This window comes from Aminomonas paucivorans DSM 12260 (assembly GCF_000165795.1).
GTDB lineage: Bacteria > Synergistota > Synergistia > Synergistales > Synergistaceae > Aminomonas > Aminomonas paucivorans.
Map to the genome: position 1 here is coordinate 160,320 of NZ_CM001022.1, position 20,745 is coordinate 181,064.

General features: G+C 73.5%; 17 protein-coding genes and 1 riboswitch. Of the genes, 1 reads left to right on the forward strand and 16 read right to left on the reverse strand.

The window, feature by feature from the left end; translation table 11 throughout:
- Positions 1-15 precede the first annotated feature (15 nt).
- The 11 genes from APAU_RS14445 to APAU_RS00755 all read right to left on the reverse strand — a co-directional run bounded on the left by APAU_RS14445 (position 16) and on the right by APAU_RS00755 (position 10,755).
- Positions 16-1,362: a helix-turn-helix transcriptional regulator gene (locus APAU_RS14445; protein WP_006299723.1), complete on the reverse strand. Its 1,347-nt coding sequence runs from the start codon at positions 1,360-1,362 to the stop codon at positions 16-18.
- A gap of 2 nt (positions 1,363-1,364) precedes the next feature.
- Positions 1,365-2,276, reverse strand: coding sequence for a DUF2157 domain-containing protein (locus APAU_RS13160; RefSeq protein WP_156789384.1), 912 nt, complete (start codon positions 2,274-2,276; stop codon positions 1,365-1,367).
- Between the two features lie 223 nt (positions 2,277-2,499).
- On the reverse strand, positions 2,500-3,486 hold the full coding sequence (gene hemB / locus APAU_RS00715) for a porphobilinogen synthase (protein WP_006299726.1): 987 nt from the start codon (positions 3,484-3,486) through the stop codon (positions 2,500-2,502).
- The gene (locus APAU_RS00720; protein WP_006299727.1) at positions 3,483-3,836 is read right to left on the reverse strand and encodes a DUF3795 domain-containing protein; all 354 of its coding nucleotides are present in this window, start codon (positions 3,834-3,836) and stop codon (positions 3,483-3,485) included. Before APAU_RS00720 ends, hemB begins: the two co-directional genes overlap by 4 nt.
- Positions 3,833-5,140, reverse strand: coding sequence for a glutamate-1-semialdehyde 2,1-aminomutase (hemL, locus tag APAU_RS00725; RefSeq protein ID WP_006299728.1), 1,308 nt, complete (start codon positions 5,138-5,140; stop codon positions 3,833-3,835). The genes APAU_RS00720 and hemL overlap by 4 nt, the downstream gene beginning before the upstream one ends.
- Positions 5,137-6,651, reverse strand: a complete 1,515-nt coding sequence (cobA, locus tag APAU_RS00730) for a uroporphyrinogen-III C-methyltransferase (RefSeq protein WP_006299729.1) — start codon at positions 6,649-6,651, stop codon at positions 5,137-5,139. Before cobA ends, hemL begins: the two co-directional genes overlap by 4 nt.
- A complete protein-coding gene (hemC, locus tag APAU_RS00735) occupies positions 6,648-7,553 on the reverse strand; it encodes a hydroxymethylbilane synthase (RefSeq protein WP_006299730.1) in 906 nt (301 codons plus the stop codon). The genes cobA and hemC overlap by 4 nt, the downstream gene beginning before the upstream one ends.
- The gene (locus APAU_RS00740) at positions 7,550-8,068 is read right to left on the reverse strand and encodes a precorrin-2 dehydrogenase/sirohydrochlorin ferrochelatase family protein (RefSeq protein ID WP_006299731.1); all 519 of its coding nucleotides are present in this window, start codon (positions 8,066-8,068) and stop codon (positions 7,550-7,552) included. Before APAU_RS00740 ends, hemC begins: the two co-directional genes overlap by 4 nt.
- Positions 8,065-9,153 carry a glutamyl-tRNA reductase gene (locus APAU_RS14450; protein ID WP_006299732.1) on the reverse strand — a complete coding sequence of 363 codons (1,089 nt, stop codon included), beginning with the start codon at positions 9,151-9,153 and terminating at the stop codon, positions 8,065-8,067. The genes APAU_RS00740 and APAU_RS14450 overlap by 4 nt, the downstream gene beginning before the upstream one ends.
- Positions 9,154-9,163: 10 nt before the next feature.
- On the reverse strand, positions 9,164-10,078 hold the full coding sequence (locus tag APAU_RS00750; protein ID WP_006299733.1) for a hypothetical protein: 915 nt from the start codon (positions 10,076-10,078) through the stop codon (positions 9,164-9,166).
- The gene (locus tag APAU_RS00755) at positions 10,051-10,755 is read right to left on the reverse strand and encodes a precorrin-2 C(20)-methyltransferase (protein ID WP_040345228.1); all 705 of its coding nucleotides are present in this window, start codon (positions 10,753-10,755) and stop codon (positions 10,051-10,053) included. The genes APAU_RS00750 and APAU_RS00755 overlap by 28 nt, the downstream gene beginning before the upstream one ends.
- Before the next feature lie 144 nt (positions 10,756-10,899).
- Positions 10,900-11,023: riboswitch (cobalamin riboswitch) on the reverse strand.
- Positions 11,024-11,357: 334 nt separating this feature from the next.
- Between APAU_RS00755 and APAU_RS00760 the strand changes: the two genes are divergently transcribed.
- Complete coding sequence (locus APAU_RS00760) at positions 11,358-13,847, forward strand: M14 family zinc carboxypeptidase (RefSeq protein WP_006299735.1); 2,490 nt, start codon at positions 11,358-11,360, stop codon at positions 13,845-13,847.
- A gap of 90 nt (positions 13,848-13,937) precedes the next feature.
- On the opposite strand, the gene APAU_RS00765 is transcribed toward APAU_RS00760, so the two are convergent.
- From APAU_RS00765 to APAU_RS00785, 5 genes are read right to left on the reverse strand one after another with little or no spacing between them, the layout of a single operon-like run.
- A complete protein-coding gene (locus APAU_RS00765) occupies positions 13,938-16,490 on the reverse strand; it encodes a precorrin-6A/cobalt-precorrin-6A reductase (protein WP_006299736.1) in 2,553 nt (850 codons plus the stop codon).
- The gene (cobM, locus tag APAU_RS00770) at positions 16,487-17,260 is read right to left on the reverse strand and encodes a precorrin-4 C(11)-methyltransferase (RefSeq protein ID WP_006299737.1); all 774 of its coding nucleotides are present in this window, start codon (positions 17,258-17,260) and stop codon (positions 16,487-16,489) included. The genes APAU_RS00765 and cobM overlap by 4 nt, the downstream gene beginning before the upstream one ends.
- Positions 17,257-18,546 (reverse strand): precorrin-6y C5,15-methyltransferase (decarboxylating) subunit CbiE, encoded by a 1,290-nt coding sequence (gene cbiE, locus APAU_RS00775; RefSeq protein ID WP_006299738.1) that lies wholly within the window; start codon positions 18,544-18,546, stop codon positions 17,257-17,259. Before cbiE ends, cobM begins: the two co-directional genes overlap by 4 nt.
- Complete coding sequence (gene cbiD, locus APAU_RS00780) at positions 18,543-19,661, reverse strand: cobalt-precorrin-5B (C(1))-methyltransferase CbiD (RefSeq protein WP_006299739.1); 1,119 nt, start codon at positions 19,659-19,661, stop codon at positions 18,543-18,545. Before cbiD ends, cbiE begins: the two co-directional genes overlap by 4 nt.
- Positions 19,658-20,680, reverse strand: coding sequence for an ABC transporter substrate-binding protein (locus APAU_RS00785; protein ID WP_006299740.1), 1,023 nt, complete (start codon positions 20,678-20,680; stop codon positions 19,658-19,660). The genes cbiD and APAU_RS00785 overlap by 4 nt, the downstream gene beginning before the upstream one ends.
- Positions 20,681-20,745: the final 65 nt, after the last annotated feature.

The window sequence follows — 20,745 nt, forward strand, 5'->3', positions numbered from 1 at the left end:
GAGAGGCGAGGGGGGCTAGCGGGTCAGCCGTTCCCGAAGCTCGTAGCGCCGGGCGACTTCCAGCTTGGAGAAGACCGCCTTCAGGTGGCTCTTCACGGTGTGCTCCGTGATGCTCAGGCGGCAGGCGATGTCCGCGTTGCGCAGCCCCTCCGCCGCCAGCCGGGCCACCGCCAGTTCCCGGTCGCTCAGGGCCTCGGCGATGTTTCCCCGGCGGATGGCCTCCCGCAGGTCCCCCAGATGGCTCGCCAATCCCTCCCGGATGCGCCTCACCGTCTTCAGGGCGGAGGGGTCGTGGCGACGCAGCCATTCCTCCACCAGGTCCCCAAGCAGGGGAGAGGTCTCCGCCGCCACCAGGTACAGCCCGTCGGGGACCACGGTGCGGCACCCCCGGTCCACCCGCTCCCGGGCCTCGTCCCGTCTGCCCAGGGCCAGGAGGGAGGCTCCCTGGAAAAAGAGGGTGTAGGCCTCCGAGAGGGGGATCTGCTCCTTCCCGCAGAGGTCCAGGAAGGCCTCCGAAGCCCCCAGAAACTGTTCGTGCCGGGAGGAGTAGAACAGGTACAGCAGGTGGTTCCAGAAGGTCGTGAAGCGGTGGAAGGGGTGGAGGGACAGAGGGGGGATGGTCCGGGTCCGTTCTCCCGGGGAGAGGTCCCCCAGGGAGAGGAGAAGCTCGTCCAGGAGCCCCGCGCGCTTCTCTTGGCACAGGGCCTCGTTGGGGCGCTTTGTCCCCTCTTCGTGGTTCAGCAGGTCCACGGCGACCTGCCAGCCCCGGAAGTCCCCCCGGTGCTTGACCAGGTGGGCCAGGAGCTTGGCCGCGTCCAGGAGCAGCACGTCCTGCCCCTCGTGGTGGGCCGCGTAGATGGCCCGGTAGGCCAGCACCTCCCCGGTCTGGAGATCCCCGGAGTAGTAGGCCAGGTCCGCCTCGCAGAGGAGATCCACCCCCGCGCCGCCTCCCGTGAGGCGATGATGGATCTCCACGGCTCTCTTCAGGTGGTCCGCCGCCCGGCGGGCTGTCCCGGGGGTTCGGTGGACCAGCCCCAGGACCCCCGAGGCCCCCTGATGGAAGGGGTCGTGGGGGCCCAGCACCTGGGAACGGCCGTCCATAAGGGGCTCCGCTTGGGCATAGAGGGCAGAGAGGCGCTCCGGGTCCCGCAGGTGCCCCAGGGCCGTGACCAGGAGCAGTTCCCCCCGCAGGGACCGGGTCGCCGCCGCCCCCTCCCGGGTCGTCCGGGTCTCGATGGCCTCCTCCGCCTCCCGCAGCCCTCCGGCGAAACCCTCCCCGTCCCCGGCGCGGTATCGGGAGGCGGTCTCCCTCAGGAGGGCCAGGATGTCCCCCCGGTCCCGGGTTTCGACGGGCGTTTCCACGGCTAGGTCCGGCCGCCCCGGTGGCGGGGCAGCAGGCGGCGCAGGGCTTCGGGGAGGCGGTCCGAAAGGATCGCCTCCAGACGGGGTCGGAAGCGGCGGTAGAGGAGCCCCGAGGCGATGAGGGAGAGCCCCAGGGCGGTGAGGACGAAGGGGAAGAGCAGGGAGTCCCGGAACACCCGGAAGGCCAGGTGCCCCAGGTAGCCGAAGAAGCCCAGCAGGCCGAAGACCGCCAGCACCCCCCTCTGGAGGGGGACCGAGAGAAACACCATTCCCAGGTTGATCGTCCCGTAGGCCAGGCGCCCCCATTCCGAGCCGCTGTCCAGGAGAGACAGCCCCCCCCAGAAGGACAGGGTGCCGAAGAGGTAGAGCCAGAAGGCGTGATCCCGCTCCGTGCGCCGGTCCACCAGGGTGGCCGCGAGCAGGTAGAGGAGGCCGCAGACCAGGGAGACCCGGGCGCGGTCCCTCCAGTCGAAGGGTTCCCCGAAAAGCAGGGGGGTGAGATCCATGGACAGGTACCAGAGGGAGAAGCACAGGGTGAACAGCAGGGTGGGGAAGCGGTAGCGGGCGAACAGCAGCGCCGATGCGGCGATGCACCCCAGCTCCAGGGGCAGCCAGCCCGAGCGGATCCACTGGTAGTAGCTGCGGTAGCGGGTCAGGGGATCCTCGTGCCACAGCCCCAGGGCGTGTTCGATCCCCCAGATGGCCAGGGGCACCGTCCAGGCCGCCAGGGTGAGGAGCAGCCCGCCGGGGACCCGCAGCCCCCGGCGGTGCAGCCGGTCCCCCAGGAACCAGAAGCCCAGACCGTAGGCCGCCGCGATGGCCGCCACCCCCCAGCTTCCCAGGGAGAGCCACGATTCGTTGAGGAGCCACCCCAGGGCAGCCATGACCACCAGGGCCCCCAAGAAGTAGGCCACCAGGTCGAACCTCAGGGCCGAGAGGCCCGGGTCCTTGCGCTGGAGTTCCTCGTAGACCTGCTCCGCATCTTGCTCCGCCTCGGTGGATCGTTGGGAGAGGTCCTCCCAGAGGCGGTGGGCGTCCTCCGGGTTCAGCAGGTCGCGGCACGCCTCCAGAAGGTCTTCCCGTCGGATCCGCAGAGAGGATCGGGAAGGGGCGGGGGGCCTCAGGGCACCGGTCTCCCTAGGCCTCTTCCCGAAGCCACCGGGCGATCTCCGCAGCCAGGTAGGTGACCACCACGTCGCACCCCGCTCGGCGGACCGCCAGATGGTACTCCAGCACCGCCCGGCGTTCGTCCAGGGCTCCCGCACCGGCGGCGCAGCGCAGCATCATGTACTCCCCGCTCACCACGTATCCCCCCAGGGGCAGCTCCGTGCGGCCCCGAAGCCGAGCGGCGATGTCCAGGGAGGTTCCCGCGGGCTTCACGAGGAGCAGGTCCGCCCCCTCGTCCTCGTCCATCAGGGCGTCCCGAAGGGCCTCCCGGGGATTGGACACGGGAAGCTGGTAGCCCCGCCGGTCCCCGAACTCCGGGGCGCTCCCCGCCGCGTCCCGGAAGGGGCCGTAGAAGGCGGAGGCGAACTTGGCGGCGTAGCTCCAGATCCCCACGGAGGAGAAGCCTGCCCCGTCCAGGGCGTAGCGGATCGCCCCCACCCGGCCGTCCATCATGTCCGAGGGGGCCACCACGTGGGCTCCCGCCCGGGCGTGGCTGAGAGCCACGGAGGCCAGGCGCTCCAGGGTGGCGTCGTTGTCCACCTCCTGCCCCGCCAGACAGCCGCAGTGGCCGTGGCTGGTGTACTCGCAGAGGCACACGTCCGAGGCCAGCAGGGCCTGGGGGTAGCGTCCCCGCAGGAACCCCAGGGCCCGTTGCACCGGCTGGTCCGGGTCGTCGGCGCTGCTCCCCCTCTCGTCCTTGCGGGAGGGCAGGCCGAAGAGCAGGAAGGCCCGCACCCCCGCCTCCAGGGCGGGTTCCACCAGCTCCGGCAGCCGGTCGACGCTCCAGTGGAAGAGGCCGGGGAGGGAGGGGATCTCCCGTTTCACCCCCGATCCGGGGACGGTGAAGAAGGGCAGCACCAGGTGCCGAGGCTCCAGGGCGGTCTCCGCCAGCAGGGAGCGGACGGCCGGGGAGAGGCGGTTCCGCCGGGGGCGGGAGACGGGGAAGCGCCCCCTCACGGCCTTGCCTTCGGGGCGAAGAGGGCCCCCATGTCCAGGCCCGACTGGGCCTCGAACTCCCGGCGGCTGGCGCAGTCCCCGAAGTCGCCGCAGTCCCCGCAGGTGGGCTCCCCCCGGCGGATGGCGCAGCCCCGAAGGGGACAGGCGTCGGTGTAGCCCCCCTTGACCCCGGAGGTGCGGCAACCGGAGCAGTTGATGTCCTCCGGCGCGAAGGGCGTGCCGAACTGGACGCTCCACTCTTGTGCGGTCTGTTCCCGAAGGGACTGGTCGTCGTCCCGCCAGGCCCGGTAGGCCCCGCAGGCGGCGCAGTCCAGGCCGCAGACTCCCTGCATCGGATCTCGTGTCGTCATGAACGTCCCTCCTTCCCCGGGCCCTGGGGTGCCAGGGTCCGGAAGACCTCCGCCGCCCCACGGACGGTGGAGGCGATCTGCTCCTCCGTGTGGGCGGAGGAGACGAAGAGCGCCTCGAAGGCGCTGGGGGCGAAGGCGTGCCCCCGGTCCATCATACCGTGGAAGAAGGCCGGGTACAGATCCCCCCGGGTGGCCTTCACCTCTTCCAGGGAGGCGGGGACGCGGGGGGAGAAGAAGAGCCCCAGCACGGACCCCAGCCGGGTCACCGAGAGGGGAAGCCCCGCGCTTCGGGCGGCGTCCGAAAGCCCCTCCTCCAGCTGTCGCCCCCGGGCCTCCAGGGTCTCGTAGGTCCCCGGGCGTTCCAGCACCTCCAGGGTGGCCAGGCCGCAGGCCATGGAGACGGGGTTCCCCGAGAGGGTCCCCGCCTGGTACACCGGCCCCAGGGGGGCCAGGCGGTCCATCAGCTCCGCTCCTCCTCCCAGGGCGCCCACGGGCATGCCGCCCCCCACCACCTTGCCCAGGCAGGTGAGGTCCGGCGTCAGGCCGATGCGCTGCTGCACCCCTCCCTCGGGCACCCGGAAGCCCGTGATGACCTCGTCGAAGGCCAGCAGCGCCCCGTGCCGGGCGGTGAGGTCCCGCAGGGTCTCCAGGAACCCCGGCGCCGGGGGCACCAGGCCCATGTTCCCCGCCCAAGGCTCCACCACCACCCCGGCGATGTCCTTTCCCAGGCGGGCGAAGAGGTCCTCCGCCGCCTCCGGGTCGTTGTAGGGCAGCACCAGGGTCTTCTCCGCCACCGAGGCGGGGATGCCCGGGGAGGTGGGGACCCCGAAGGTGAGGGCCCCGGAGCCCGCGGCCACCAGCAGGGAGTCGCTGTGGCCGTGGTAGTTCCCGGCGAACTTGACGATCCACTCCCGCCCGGTGACGCCCCGCATCAGCCGCAGGGCCGTCATGGTGGCCTCGGTGCCGGAGCTGACGAAGCGGATCTTCTCGATGGAGGGGAAGCGCCGTTTCACCGCCTCCGCCAGCTCCACCTCCCCCGGGCAGGGGGCGCCGAAGGAGGTGGAGCGTCCCGCCGCCTCCCCCACCGCCCGGACCACTTCGGGACAGGCGTGCCCCAGGATCAGGGGGCCCCAACTGCACACGTAGTCCAGGACCTCCCGTCCCTCCGCGTCCTCCAGCACCGCTCCCCGGCCCCGGAGGAAGAACCGGGGGGTCCCCCCCACGGCGCCCCAGGCCCGCACGGGGCTGTTCACCCCGCCCACCAGGCTGCGGCAGGCCCTTTCGTACCATTCCCGATTGGTCATGCCCGTCCTCCCTCTTCCCCCGAATCGGGGGATGCGTCGTGGTGTCGCTCCATGGCCAGTTCCTCCAGGGTCGCCGCCAACCCCTCCAGGTCCGGGGAGGGGAGGGTGCGGACGGGGCGGCGGAACAGGTCCTCGCAGGCGGCGGCGCAGACCCGCCCCCAGGCCACGGGGACGGTCCCCGGGGGCAGGTCCCCCAGGGCGGCCTTCCAGGCCTCGGCGGTGGCGGCGCTGCCGAAGGCCGCGGCGTGGGGCGGGGCGGCGTCCCAGTGCTCCCGGATCAGGTCCATCCAGGGGATCTCCCGGGGGACCATGCGGTAGGCGGACAGGCAGGTCACCGAGGCCCCCGCCTTCCGGGCCGCCTCCACGGGGAGAGAGGAGGCCCGTTCGTTGCGCAGGAAGACCACCCGGTCCCCGGGCCGCAGCGTTCGGCCCAGGGCGGAGGCCAGGCCCTCGCTGTCCGGCGGGTCCGCCACCAGGTCCGGCACCAGCCCCAGGGCCTCGCAGGCCCCGGCGGTGCCCGGCCCCAGGGCGGCCAGGCGTCCCCGCAGGCGGCGCAGGTCCCGCAGCAGGCGGCGCAGGGCCCCGGGGCCCCGAGGGCTGGTGAGGACCGTCCAGTCTGCCTCCTCCAGCGCCCGGACCGCCTCCTCCCGCTCCCGGAACTCCAGGGGCTCCAGGTCCAGCAGGGGCAGGGAAAAGGCGTCCGCCCCCCGGCCCTCCAGGAACCGGGCGGTGCGGGCCGCCTCCGGCATGGGGCGGCACACCGCCACCTGAAGGCCCCGGAGGGGACCCCGGAAGGGGTGCAGCGTCTCCCGGGCCGCCTCCCCCAGGAGGATCACCGAGGGGCTGGGGACGTCTCCCCGTCGCGCCCGTTCCCCCAGGGAGGCCAGGGTGCCCCGGAGGACGCGGCTTCGCCCCCATCCCCCCCAGGTGACTGCGGCGGCGGGGGTGTGGGGGGACCGACCCAGGCGCACCAGCCGGTCCGCGATGTCCCCGAAGGCGGAGGCCCCCATGTAGAGGACCAGGGATCCGGAGGTGCAGGCCAGCTCCTCCCAGTAGGTTTCCTCGTCCCCCTGGCCCCGGTGCCCCGTGGCCAGGGTGACCGAGGCGGCCAGCCCCCGATGGGTGAGGGAGATGCCCTCCCCCAGGAAGCCCCCGAAGGCGGCGGTGATCCCCGGCACCCCCCGCCAGGGCACCCCGGCGGCCTCGCAGGCCCGGGCCTCCTCTCCCCCCCGCCCGAAGACGAAGGGATCCCCTCCCTTGAGGCGCACCACCGTGCCTCCCTCCCGCCCCAGGCGTACCAGCAGGGCGTTGGTGGCCTCCTGGGGGCTCAGGTGGTCCCCCTCCCGCTTGCCCACGGGGTGGAAGCGGCAGCCTCGGGGGGCCAGGAGCAGGGCGTCCGGGTGGGTCAGCCGGTCGTACACCAGGTGGTTCGCCCTCTCCAGGAGTTCCCGGGCCTCCTGGGTGAGCCACCGGGGGGAGCCGCATCCCGCCCCCACCAGGAAGACCGTCATGCCGTCACCTCCTCCAGGAGGCGGCGCACCAGGGGGGCCTCCGCCAGGGAGTCCCAGAGGGTCTGCCCCAGGGCTCGGGCCTCCTCCTCGGTGCCCGCGGGTCCCCCCAGGGAGGCCCCCACGGACTGGGAGCCGTCCAGGGCCAGGACCTCCGCCTCCAGGGTGAGGACGCCCCCCTCGTAGCGTCCCTGCACCGCCACGGGGGCGGAGCAGCCCTTCCCGAAGGCCCCCAGCACCTGCCTTTCCCCGCACACCTCCAGCCAGGTGGGGAGGTGGTTCGTCTGTCGGGCCAGGCTCTCCAGGACCGATCCCGCCCGGGCCTCCAGGGCCACCGCCCCCTGGCCGGGGGTGGACAGGAAGGGCAGCCGCACCGCCCCGGGCAGGTCCAGCCCCAGGCGGCGCACCCCCGCCTCCGCCAGGATGAGGGCGTCCAGTTCCCCCGCCTCCAGCTTGCGAAGTCGGGTCTGCACGTTCCCCCGGCAGCAGAGGAAGCGCAGGTCCTTCCGGACCCGCAGGCCCTGGGCGGTGCGCCGTAGGCTGGAGGACCCCACCCGGGCGCCCGGGGGCAGCGTCTCCAGGGACAGTCCCTCCCGGGTCACCAGCAAGTCCCCCACGGGGCCCCGGGGGAGGACCCCCGCCAGGACCAGCCCTTCGGGTTGGGCCACCGGCACGTCCTTGAGGCTGTGCACCGCCCCGTCCCCCTCTCCCGCCAGGAGCTTCTCCTCCAGGGCCTTCACGAAGGCCCCGAAGCCCCCGAAGCAGGGCAGGGGGGTGGTGCGATCCCGGTCTCCGTGGGTGGAGACCGCCTGGAGGGTCGTCTCGGCCCCCAGGGATTCCAGGGCGTCCATCCAACCCCGGGTCTGGATGCGTGCCAGGGGGCTTCCTCGGGTGAGCAGGATCATGGGGTCCTCTCCTTCGTGTCGTCCCGTCCCGGGGCGGCGTGGGCCTCCCCGGCGGGTCCGTGTTGTCCTTCCAGAAGCCGCTTCAGGCGGCGTTTCATCGCTCCGGCCCCCGCAGGGTCCTCCCCGCCGCTGGTCACCCCCAGGGCGAAGCCGTGGTGTTCCCATTGGGCCGCCAGGGCGAAGTCTCCCGCCCGGGGGAGGGCGCAGCAGCACAGCAGGCACCCCGAACCCTCCGCCAGGGGCAGCACCTCCCGGGTGGTCGCCTCGTCCAGGGCCAGCACGGCGAAGCGGTGGGCCCGAAAGTCCTCCGCCGCCACCCTTCGGCGCTCCCAGCGGATCTCCCCCCGCTCCGCCCGGTCCGCCAGCTCCTCCGTGGCCTCGGGGCTCACCAGGTGCACCTTCGCCCCCGCGTCCCCCAGGGTCCGGGCCTTGCGGGTCCCCACGGTCCCGCCCCCCGCCAGGAGGACCGGGACGTCCGTCCGCAGCGCCGCCAGGAGGCGGAAGGGGCCCCTCACGGCGCTTCCTCCTCCGACCCCGAGAGGATTCGCCAGGCCCGGGAGGTGTGGGCGGAGGGGGCGGTCAGCAGGGGGTGGAGGAACCCCGCCAGAAGGCTTTCGGCGAAGACCTCGAAGTCCCTCGGGTCCCCCCCGCAGCGGGAGGCCGCCAGGGCGGCCCGTTCCCGGGCCAGGGCTTTGCCCCGAGCCAGGGCCAGGCGCTTCCAGGTGTCCCCGGACCGGTGGACCAGCTCCCCCGCCAGGGCCTCCGCCGCCCGGTCCGCCTCCTCCTCCAGGGTGGAGAGGGAGGCCCGGTAGTCCCGCAGCAGCGTCTCTGCGGTCTTCGCCAGGTCCGCCAGGAGGACCCGACGGGTTCCGGGAAGGGGGGCGCTCTGGGGAGGGCTTCCCAGGTCCAGCACCCAGGGGGGCGGGGCCAGTCCCTCCAGGGGTTCCGGCCCCAGCAGGGGGGCCGGGGAGGCGGTGCAGCAGAACACCCCTTCCACTTGTCCCAGGGCGTCGGGCCAGCCCTCCCAAGGAAGAGGGAGGATGCGGGGGTCCTCCGGCAGGGGCCGGGGGGAACGGTTCGCCAGAAGACAGGGGACGTCGCAGGCCGCCAGGACCCGGGCGGTCTCCAGTCCCATCTCCCCCGCCCCCAGCACCAGGGCACGCACCTCCGGCCACCGGGGGTGTTCCCGGAAGGCCTGCACCGCCAGCCAGGGGATGGAGGGTTCCCGCCCGGGGTGGAAGGAGGTGCGCAGCGCCCCCGCCACCCCCAGGGCCCGCTGGAAGAGGCGGTGCAGGGTGGGACCGCAGGTGGCGCAGCCTTCGTAGGCGTCCCGCACCTGGCGCACCACGTGGGACTCCCCCACGGCGAAGCTCTCCAGCCCCAGGAGCACCCGCAGCAGGTGGCGCACCACCCCTCCGCCCCGCAGGTCCGGCTCCGGCAGGCCCGGGGCGGGGGTCTCGGGGAGCAGGGCGTACAGCTCCCGGCGCCAGCAGGTGCGCAGCAGCAGGGCCTCCTCCAGGAGTCCACCCTTCAGGAGGGTCGCCGGGTCCTCCCCCCAGGGGAGGGAGGAGGAAAGGGAGAAGAGGGCCAGGCGGTTCACGGCCTTGCTCCTAGAGCCCCGCCCGGACGGCGGCGGCCGCGGCCAGGAGGGTGACGCCCTCCAGGGGCAGCAGGGTGCCCAGGTGCCAGACCAGGAGGGGGCGCAGCAGCTCCCGGGGGAAGAGCCCCAGCCAGTAGCCCATGTTCTGCCGGAGCACCCGGGTGACGGTGCCGATGGCGTTGCCCAGGAGGAGGGCCAGCAGGGCCTGCCCCGGGGAGAGTTCCCCCGCCGCCAGGGCTCCGCCCGCGGCGGCCAGGGAGGCGGTGGCGTGGGCCAGGGCCGCGGCGGCCACGGTCCAGCCCGCCGGGGGCAGCAGGGCCGTGTGTCCCAGGTGCTCCAGCAGCAGGGCCTCGAAGGAGGGCATGAGGGCGTAGGTGAGGGCGAAGAAGGTCCAGGCCCAGGGGAGGGACACCAGGAGGGCCCGCAGCAGGCGCCGCCGCCGCTCCGTCCCCGAGGGGGGGAGGACGGCCGCGGGGGCCTCGTCCCGGGGGGTGCCGTGACGGCGCAGCAGTCCCAGAAGCCACAGGAACCGCACGGCGCTGCGCCCCAGGAGCACCAGGGCGTAGAGCAGCCCCGTCCCCCCCGCCAGGCCCGCCGCCAGGGAGGCGGTGGTGATCCACCGACGGAGGTAGCCCGGGAAGGCCAGACAGAGGGCGCCGAAGACCGTCTCCTCCCGGGAAAGGTCTCCCTGGGCGTACCCCGACGCCAGCAGCCCCGCCCCCGCCCGGGGGGATCCCAGGGCCAGGGCCAGGGCCTGGGCGGCCCGGGGCGGGACGCGCCAGGTTCGAAGCCGGGGCAGCAGGGGGCGGAAGATCCGGTCCGCGGCTCCCGACGCCAGCACCAGTTCCCCCAGGGCGAGCCCCGCCACCACGCTGGCGGTGAGGGTCGCCTCGGCCCTCAGAAGGTCCGGCCAGGAGATCGCCACAGCAGCAGCACCGAGAGGTAGTCCTCCGTGGGCAGGATCGCCTCGGGCCCCGAAACCGTCCGCTCCTCCGGCAGCCCCGCCCGATGGACCCGCACCGTCCGGGCCCAGGGCCCCGTGGCGCGGACCAGCTCGGGAAGGCGTTCCCGGAGGGCCGAGGGCTTGTACAGCGCCGCCGCGTCCGCCCCCGACAGGGCCTCGGTCAGCCTGTCGAAGGGGGCGCTGGCGGGAGCCACCAGAAAGGACTCCTCCCCCATGGCCAGGAAGGAGCGGGCGGAACAGGCCGCCAGGGAGTGGGCGGAAAGCCCCGGCACCAAGCGCAGCTCCAGGTCCGGCCGGCTGGCCCGCCACACGTCGAAGAGGCTTCCCACGGTGGCGTAGAGGGCCGCGTCGCCGATCACCGGCAGGGCGACGGACCGGACCCCCTCGAGGAGGGGAGCCAGGGTCGCGAGCTGGGCCTTCAGGGCCTCGTCCCGCTCCTCCGGCACCCCGGACATGGGGAACACCAGGGGGTGAAGGGGGGCCTCCAGGTGGCGGCGTACTACCGAACCGGCCACGCTGGTTCGGCCGGGGGCGGAGAGGGGTTCCAGCAGCAGGTCCGCCTCCCGAAGCACGCGGAGGGCCTTGAGGGTGACGAGTTCCGGGTCGCCGGGGCCGACGCCCACGCCGTACAGGATCATCAGGGGATCCCCTTTCGGGGGACCTTCGGGAAGGGGGGACACCGGAGCCTCCGGTCCGAGAGGATGAGGAGGACGAAGGGGGACGGGAATGCCGCTGCCGGTGGGCCCTGCCCTCGCAGGTCCCGGTTCCATGACGCCGCGGGCCGGTCTCCTGGCTCCCGTTCCTCCTACTCCCGCGCCTTCCCGGGGGGGGACCCCAGTGGCATCCGTGCGGTTTCGTCCCGGTCACAGTGGCGGGGCCGCTCCGGCTTCGGATCCCGGATTCCCGTGCCCCCGGCGGTTCGTGGTCGGGGAGATTATAGCACCCTGGAGGACGGGGGGCCCCTGCGGGGAGGCTCCCTCACCGCCTAAGGTCCCGGAAGAAACAGGGACAAAAGATCCGTTTCCTGACTGGCCAAGGGAAGGAGTATTTGCAATACTGTGCAAGGAAGGGAGCTGTTCTCCTCTGTCCTTCTTTCGTGGGAAGAAGCACCGCCATGACGCATGAATCGTTTCATGAAAGGGGGGGTGAGGCTTCGTCCTGGGTCTTCGGGGGTACGAGCGGCGCAGTCGGTTCGGATCGGCGGTTTGGAAAAAGAGAACGGCAAAGGAGAGGTGAGTTCATGTCCCGCTTCGTAAGGCGTCTTCTCGCGGCGACCCTTGGGGTCTTCATCCTGGCGGTTCCCGCCCTGGCGGCCCCCGTCCGCTCCCTTCCCCGGGACGGCTTCGGGGCTCCGGGAGCGGGGGACTCGCAGCAGCAGATCCTCCAGATCCTCCGGCAGGGCAAGGGCGCGATCCCCACGACCCCCTACGGAGGGGTCAACATCGCCAGCGACCCCGTCCTGGCGAAGCTGCTTTACCCGGACGTGGTGAAGAACTGGTTCGACGGCAAGGTGGCGGGGATCACCCTCCAAACCCCTGCCTTCACCAGCAACCACGGTTCGGACGTGCAGGGCCAGGTGGGCTGGAACACCACCCAGGAGGAGCTGCTGGGCTTCCTGAACAACCTGCCCAAGAGCAACATGCGGGTGCAGATCGTGGCGGAGTTTGCCGCCAAGACCAGCGCCGGGGCGGTGGAGCAGACCTTCAAGCTCCCCCTGGCGGTATTCAGCAAGCCCCCGGTCTTCGACCCGGCGGACCTGAAGGCCTTGGGCAAGCCCGTGGTCTACCTCCAGGCCATGATCCACGGGGACGAGCACAGCGGCGGCGAGGCCATGCTGGCCCTGGCCCAGAAGCTGGCCACGGACGAACTCCGCGTCCTGGACAAGATCTCCGTGGTCATGATCCCCCGGTTCAACGTGGACGGGGCCTGGCGCTACACCCGGGGCACCAACACCGCCAACCCCGTGTGGGGACAGCCGGAGCTGTCCAGGGGCTTCGACCAGAACCGGGACCACACCAGCTTCTCCTCTCCCATCACCCGGACGATCCACACGGTGGTGAACGCCTACCGTCCCGACGTGTGCATCGACTGCCACGAGATGGGCTACGGCTTCAACCGGGAGTCCTCCGGAGGCACGTCCCTGGGCTATCGGGACTTCTACCTCTTCGACCTGGTGACCCTCATCGCCCACCCCGCCAACGTCCCCGCCTCCGTGACCGCCCTGAACCGGCAGCTGGAGTCGGGCATCGCCCAGGACCTCCGCTCCCGGGGGTTGAACTGGGACTATTACTTCTACGGCTGGGCCTCCCGCCAGGTGTCCGCGGACGTCCTCTCCACGGACCTGTCCACCCTGATCTCCGGGGAGGTGGACGTCACCACGGAACTCATGGAGGGCCCCCCCGACGAGGCCATGACGGACTCCGCCCTGAGCCTGAAGCCTGCGGTGAGCATGCTCTTCGAGACCCGATCCCCCAAGGTCCTCCCCAACTACAAGACCCGGGTGTACGCCCACCTGTCCGCTCTGGAGTCGGTACTTCGCCAGGTGGCGGCTCGTCCCGACACCTACCGGGACACCGTGGCGGCGGCCCGGGCGGCGGTGGCAGCCCAGGGAGCGGCCCCCGGCGCGGGGAACGACCTGATCCTGTGGGTGCGCCAGAAGACCATGGTCTCTCCGGATCAGGCGGTGCTCTCCTTCAACGCCGCCCACACCCAGGTGGCCCCGGGCACCCTGAAGATGAACAAGTCCTACCGCAACGACCAGCTGACGCCGGTGAAGTCCGTGGCGCGCCCCTACGCCTACATCCTCTCCGGGGACATGGGGGCGGTGGCGGAGCGGCTGACCTGCACGGGGGTGACGGTGCGCCGTCTCACCCAGGCGACCTCGGTTCCCGTGGAGGCCTACCGCATCGACGAAGTGGTGAACGACGACGACCCGGCCCTGGACATGGAGCACCGGGGCACGGACTACTTCCCCTGGAACGGGACCATCACCAAGGTCATCAACGGCGTCACCGCCTCCAGCCGGACCGTGACCTTCCCCGCCGGGTCCTACGTGGTCACCCTGGATCAGCCCTCCGCGAACCCGGCGGCCCTGGCCCTGGAGCCTCTGGCGAACCGGAACCTGGGGAACTACTGGCTCACCATGAACGCCCTGGGCAAGAGCACCGCGGGCTTCGTCCCCGTGACGGTGGGAGGGGAGTATCCCGTCTACCGCTGCATGAGCGTCCTCTCCCTCCCGGCGGAGGCCCTGTCCGTGGCCCGTCCCTTCCTGGACGGCGCCGTCGTGGCCTCCTGTCTGCCCCTGGGCTCCGCGGAGCTGGCTCCTCTGAACAAGACCGCCCTGGGGAGCAAGGAGGTGCGCTTCGGCTACTTCTTCACCGCCGAGGCGACGGACCAGCCCGGGCAGAAGCCTGCGGGCTTCGACCTGGTCCTCCCGAAGGAAGGGAACGGCTACACCCTGGAAACGTGGTATCTCTACGACTGGGTTCAGGGGACCTTCGTCCCCGCCACCCCCGTCGCGTCGACCAGCGGGGCCCGGACGGTCCGGGTGGAGGGCAACGCCCTGGACGCATCGGGGCGGGTCCTGGCGGTGGCCACGGGGGTGATCCCCACGATCACCCACACCCCCACTCCGGGACATCGGAGCAGCGGCGGCTGCGACGCCGGGGCGTTCCCGGCGGTGGCGGTGCTCCTGGTCCTGGCCCCGGTGGCCTTCCTGCGGCGTAGGTAATTCGCCCCTGCGGGCACGACAGTGGCGACACGAAGCGGGGAGCCCCGGTGGTTTCGGGGCTCCCCGCTTTTCGGTCCGAGGAGGAGTGCTTCAGGCGAAGGGCTGCTCCACCCGGTTGTCCAGGTGGTCCAGCAGGTCCGTCGTCAGGGCCGCGGGGGTGGAGAAGGACGTCCCCACGGCGGGAGGGGGGGTGAGCACCACCAGGGGGATGCCCCGGCTTCGGGCCGCCCGGGCCTTGGCCTCCATGCCCCCCGGGGCGCCGCTGGCCTTGGAGACCAGGGCCCGGGCCCCCGACTCCTCCAGGAGGGCCCGAAGGGAACCCTCGTCCCCCGGGCCCCACTGGCAGAGGACCTCCCGGGGTTCCAGCCCCGTCGCCAGGGCGGCGTCCAGGCTTTCCGGCGTGGGGAGGACCCGGGCCAGGAGACGGCGGTTCTGGGCCTTCAGGGGGGGCACCAGGCGGGGCAGCAGGCGCACCCCCAGGGTCAGGACGAGGAGGTCCCCCGGCCGGGTGCTCTCCAGAAGCCGGGCCAGCAGGGCCTCCGGGGAGGCCACCGCCAGGGCCCCTTCGGGCACGGGGGTGGGGCGTCGCAGGACCCAAAGGGGCAGCCCCGTCCGCCGAGCCGCGATTCGGAAGGCCTGATGGGCCTCCTGGGCGAAGGGATGGGCCGCGTCCACCAGGGCCGCCAGGCCGGCCCGCTTCCGGTCCTCCAGCAGGAGGATCCAGGCGGGGGTGTCCCGGCGTCCCACCAGGGGGACGACCCCCTGGGGCACCGTGACGAGCCCCGTCTCCTCCGCCACCGAGGCTCCCACCCGAAGCCCCCGGTCCCGGAGCCGTTCCGCCACCTCCCGGGCCTCGGAGGTGCCCCCCAGCACCAGCACGTCCAGGGGGTCCTGGGGGAGGGCGGGTTCCCGGACCTCTTCGGAGCCGTAGCCTCGCCGGTCCAGCCACAGGCCCTTCCAGGGCTCCACCCCCTCCCCGGGGAGGACCACCAGGGTGCGCATGTCCACCCGATCTTCCGTCAGCGCCTCCAGGGGGAGGGCCTCCACCGTCTGGTCCGGCCGGTCCACGTCCCGGCAGAGGAGCGCCGTGGGCCTGCGGCGGAAGGCGCGGCGCACCGCCGCCAGCTTCGTCCCCAGGTCCCGGCGCACGGGGTTGTAGAGCACCGTGGTGAGTCCCCCCGCCGCTGCGGCCTCCAGGGCGCGCTCCACCGAGGACCAGGGCTGGAGGTAGTCCGAGAGGGAGAGGAGGCAGAGCCCGTTGGTGTAGGGAGCCCCCAGGAGGGTTCCCGCCCGCTGGGCCGCGGTGATCCCCGGCACCACCCGCACCGGGACCCGATCGGCCCCCAGGCGGAGGGCCAGGGCGGCCAGGCCGAAGAGGATGGGGTCGCCGCCGCACACCAGGGCCACCCGGTGCCCCCTTTCTGCCAGGTCCAGGGCCCGACGGACCCGATCCTCCTCCTCCCCCATGGCGTAGCGCTCCACGTGCCGTCCCTCGGTGCAGGCCGGGGGCAGCAGGTCCACGTAGAGGCGGTATCCCACCACCGCGTCCGCCCCCTCCAGGGCGGACCGGGCCTCCTGGGTGAGGCACTCCGCCGACCCGGGGCCGGTTCCCACCACCGCCAGGCTTCCCCGGGGAGCGGGAAAGGGGATGCGGGAGAGGGCCACCGTCACCCCGTCCCGGATCAGGCGGGGCCCCAGGGGAGAGCCCAGGGCGGCGGCGCAGGGCTCCGCCACCCCGGGGACGTGGAAGTGCCGCTGCGCCGCGGAGGGGGAGAAGGGCCCCTCCTGGGCCCGCAGGGTCTCCGGGGAAAGGGGGCTCAGGGGCAGCCCCAGGGTCCGGGCGGCCTCCTCCAGCCCCGGTTCCTGGGCCTTGGCCTCCAGGGTGGCCAGGGCTCCCAGGGCCTCCCGCAGGAAGGGGCCTCCGGGGGCCTCCTCCAGGGCACCGTCCAGGGCCTCCAGGAGGGCGTCCCGTTTCGCCCCCCGGCGGCACCCCACCCCCGCCCCCAGCAGGGGGGGCACCAACTGGATCGCCCCCTCGGGGAGGGGGATACGCCGGGGGGACACCAGCACCCGGGCTCCCTCCGGGGCGGCCACGGGCCGGGCTCCGAAGGGCAGGGGGAGGGGGCTTGCCAGGGGGTCCTCGGAGAAGGGCGCCAGGAGGGGGTCGATCCACCAGGGAAGGGACCCCTGATCCAGGAGGGAGCGCAGAAGCCCCGGGAGGGCCTCCCGGCCCCGGAGGGACAGTCCGTGGCGACGGGCCCAGCGGTCCGGGGCCGTCAGGCCCCGGCGGTCCGTGGAGGTGGTGGGGATCCACCCCGCCCCCAGCAGGGCGGCGCAGCGTTGGGCCAGGTCCGCCCCGCCTCCCAGGTGGCCCCCCGCCACGGCCAGCACGGTTCCCCCGTCCTCGGAGACGCAGAGCACCGTCGGGTCCGTGGCCTTGTCCCGCAGCAGGGGGCCCGCAGCCCGCACCGCCACCGGCAGGGATCCCACCAGGATCAGGGCCCCCGCCCCGTCCCAGAGTTCCCGAAAGCGACCCTGGAGGGAGCCGGGCTCCAGGGGAAGGGCGGTTCCCCCCAGCCCCCGGGCGATCTGTTCCCCCAGGGCCGAGGCGGCGGGGGCGTGGAGCACGTAGAGGGGCTTCACCGGGGTTCCTCCCCCCGGCGGTGTCCGTGGGCGAAGGCGGGGTGGTAGAGGAGGCTTCGGGCGTCCCCCGGGTCCAGGCAGCGTCCGATCACCAGCAGGGCGTGGCGCCGGATCCCCGCTTCCTCCAGGGAGGCCGCCAGGTTTTCCAGGGTGGTGCGTCCCACCCTCTGGTCCGGCCAGGTGGCCCGGTAGACCCAGGCGGCGGGGGTGTCCGGGGAAAGCCCCCCCTTCAGACAGGAAGCCGTCACAGCGGCGGCGTGCTCCGCCGAGAGGAACACCGCCAGGGTGGCTCCCGTGGCGGCCAGGGCCGTCAGGGATTCCTCCTCCCGCACGGGGGTGCGCCCCGGCGCCCGGGTGCAGATCAGGGTCTGGGTCCCCCCGGGGACGGTGTACTCCACCCCCAGGGCCGCTGCGGCGCCCTGGAGGCTGGAGACCCCCGGAACGATCCGAACCCGGATCCCCCGGTCCTCCAGCAGACGGATCTGCTCCCCGATGGCCCCGTAGAGGCTCGGGTCCCCCGTGTGGAGGCGCACCACCCGTTTTCCGTCCCGGGCGGCTTCCGTCAGCAGGTCCACCTGTTCCTCCAGAGAGAGGGGGGCGGAGTCGGCCAGGCGGGCGTTCTCGCGGCAGCAGGCCAGGATCTCCCGGTTCACCAGGCTTCCCGCGTAGAGCACCAGGTCCGCCTCCTCCAGGAGGCGGCGGCCCTTGAGGGTGAGCAGCTCCGGGTCCCCGGGGCCGGCTCCGACGATGTGGATGCAGGGTTCCTTCAAGGCAGATCCCCCCAGATCAGGTCCACCGGGTTCAGGGCGGAGGGGGTCCAGTGGGGACCCAGCCTGCGGCCTTCCGCGGCGGCGATGCGCCAGAAGCCTGTCTCCAGGCCCCGGCGTTCCAGATGTTCCAGCGTTCGCGGCGCCGTGGCAAGCCCCAGGGAGGCCACCACGATCCTTCCCTTCGGGGTCAGGCGGGCCAGGGTCCCGTCCAGCACCCCCTCCAGGTCCGGGCCGTGTCCCCCCACGAAGGCCCCCTGAAAGGGAGGCTCCTCCAGGTCGACCAGGGCCTCCGGGGCGCTTCCCGCCACCAGGCGGACCTGATCCCCCAGCCCCAGTCGCTCCAGGTGGCGGGCCGCCAGGTCCCGGGCTTCCGGGTTTCGCTCCAGGGAGACCACCCGGCTCCCGGCGCGGGCCAGCTCCGCCGTGACCCCCCCGGTGCCCGTGCCGATCTCCAGGATCCGGGATCCCTCCAGGGGGGCCAGAAGGGCCAGGACCAGCCCCCGGAGGGGGGCCTTGGTGAGGGGCACTCCGGGGTGGCGCAGGAAGTCCCCGTCGGGCAGGAGGCCCCGGCGGGGGCAGGGCGTCCTGCCGGGAAGGGGACCGGAGGGGGCGGCCCCACCCGCCTCGGGTCGGGGGGGCTCCGGGGGGGCCAGCCAGAGCAGCCCCAGGCGACCCCGGAAGGGGTTGCGGCGCAGCTCCCCCAGGGTCCCCCGAAAGACCTGCTCCCGGGGGGTCCCCAGGTCCCAGCCCAGGGCGGCGGGGAGGCCTTGAAGCCCCGCTTCCTCCGCAAGCCACGCCAGCTGCTCCGGCACCTCCGGGGCGGCCCCCAGCAGCAGCGCCGCCCCTCCGGGGGCCGTCGCCGCGGCCCGGAGGTCCTGGGGGTCCGGCAGGGCCCGGCCGTGGAGGGACCGGGTGGCGGTGCGTTCCCAGGGGAGGCCCAGCCGGGCCGCCAGGAGCTGGAGGCAGGAGATCCCCGGCAGGGAGCGAACCCGGGGGCCGAAGGCCTCCCGGAGGCGACGCGCCAGGCTGTAGAACCCCGGATCGCCGCTCACCAGCACCCCCACGGGCCCCGGGGCGTCCTCCACCAGTCCCGGCAGGTCCGCAAGCCGGGGGGGGAGGGGGCGGCGGTCCTGCCCCGGGGCGAGGGGAAGCAGCTCCAGGTGTCGGGGGTCTCCGAAGAGGGTGCGCAGGGAGAGGGCCAGGTCCGCCGCCGCAGGGGGAAGCCAGCGGGGATCCCCCGGCCCCATGCCCAGGACCAGGACGGCGTTTTCCGGGTGGTCGGTCACGGTCGTTCCTCCTCCTCCGGCCCCCGGCGCAGGGACGCCGTCAGGGCCTCCACGTCCCCCCACCGGGCCAGTTCCCGGCGGGGGAGGGCGAAGACCACGCAGGCCACGCGTTCCGCGGTCCCGCAGATCCGGGCGGCGGAGGCGGCGGCCCGGTGGGCGGTCTCCTCCAGGGCCTTGCGTCCCGGTTCGGTCTCCAGGAGGGCGCAGGCCGCCTCGTCGGCGGTGTTGGCCTCCAGGACCCGACGCACCTCCTCAGGGGAGGCCCCGTGCAGGGCCGCGTAGGCCCCCAGAGCCTCCAGGCGCCCGTCGCTTCGGGCGCTGTGGGTGTCCCGGGACCCTGCGGCGAGCTTGGCGAACTTCCCCACCTGTCCCACCAGAAGCAGCTCCCGAAACCCCAGGTCCGCCGCCGCTGCCAGGGCCTCTCCGGCGAAGTTGCTCATCCCCACCAGGGGACCCTCCGGAACCCCCAGGGATCGGGCCATCTCCCGACCGTAGTTTCCCGGCACCAGACAGACCGCCCGGCGCCCCTCCGCCGCCAGCACCGACAGCTCCGCCCGGAGGGTGGCGGTGAGGGCGGGCTCGCTCATGGGGCGCACCACTCCCTGGGTTCCCAGCACCGAAAGTCCCCCCTCCACCCCCAGGCGGGGGTTGAAGGTGCGGGCCGCCACCTCCTCTCCTCCGGGGATGGAGAGGACCACCCGGACCCCCAATCCCGGGGGCAGTTCCCCGCGAAGGTGCTCCTCCAGCATCCTTCGGGGGGTGGGGTTGATGGCCCGTTCCCCCACGGGCACGGGCAGCCCGGGGCGGGTGACCACCCCGATGCCCTCCCCCGCCTCCAGGAGGATCTCCCCTCCCGGGACGAGGGCGACTCGGGCCACCACCGCCAGGCCGTGGGTCACGTCCGGGTCGTCCCCCCCGTCCTTCACCACCCAGGCCTCCGCCCCCCCGGGCACCGCCCGGCAGCCCCCCAGGGGGATGGAGAGGACCCCGCCCCCGGGCAGGCGGACGGAGACCCGGAGGGTCGGCCGGGCCAAAAGCCACCGCACCGCCCCCAGGGCGGCGGCGACCGCGGCGGTTCCGGTGGTGAAGCCCCAGCGGAGGGAGGGGGTCGTCACGGCTTGGCCTTCCCGCCCTCCCGGGCCCCGTCCACCAGGGACTCCAGCAGGGCCAGGGCCTTGGGGAGGCGCAGCACCGAGGGACGGGAGACGAAGGCCTCCGGCACGTCTCGGACCCGACCGGCCCGCACCGCCTCCAGGGCGGACAGCCGGGGGTCCCGGGCCAGCTCCGAGGCGGGGAGGGCGTTCATGGCCCCCTGCTGCACCAGCACCAGGCGCAGGCGGTTTCCCAGCCCCAGGAGGCGTTCGTCCCCGAAGGAGGCCACGGCGCTGCCCGGGGAGAGGGGCCGGGCGTCAGAGGCCAGGTTCTCCGCCCCCGCCGCCTCAAGGAGCCGGTCCGCCCAGCAGCCGGGGGAGCAGGTGGTGAGGGTTCGAGCGGTGGTCACCAGGAAGACCCCCGGTCGGGGCTCGCTTTGGTGTCTGCGGCGTGCCCGGTCCGTGAGGGCCACGGTGCGTTCCCCCACGCGCCGGGCCTCGGCGGTCCGTCCCGTCAGGGCCCCCAGGCGGTTCAGGTAGGAGGCGAGGTTCCCCCATGCCGGGGGCTCCAGCACCGCCACGGGGATGTGGAATCGCTCCAGCTGTCCCAAAAGCTGGGGCTGCATCTGGAGCTGCAGGGGGCGCAGCACCACCAGGTCGGGGCGCAGGGCCAGGAGGGCCTCCACGTCGGGCTTCAGGGGCAGGCGTCTTGCCGGTCCCGCCCAGGCGGAGTCGTCGGCGGCGCTGACCCCCGCCAGTTGCCCCTTGGCCCCGAGGGCCACCAGGTTCTCCGTGTGGGCGACGTAGAGGGAGACGATGCGGGAGGCGGGGCGGGGGAGGGTCACGGTGCGCCCCGCGTCGTCCCGGACCCGGAGGGCCGCCGCCCCGGTCCCGGGCAGCAGGACCAGCAGCAGGGATAGGAGGACCAGTACAGGAAGTCCCCGGAGGAGGAAGTCTCCTGGGTCGGGGGAATCATCCACAGGAGTGGACAACTTGGTGGACAACTCCGTCGGTGCTGTGGGGAGGTTGTGGATAAGGGTCATGGTCCGTCGACTCCTTCAGGGAACCAGGCGCTCCGGGCCCCCGGGCGTCGTCGCCTCGGGGGCCC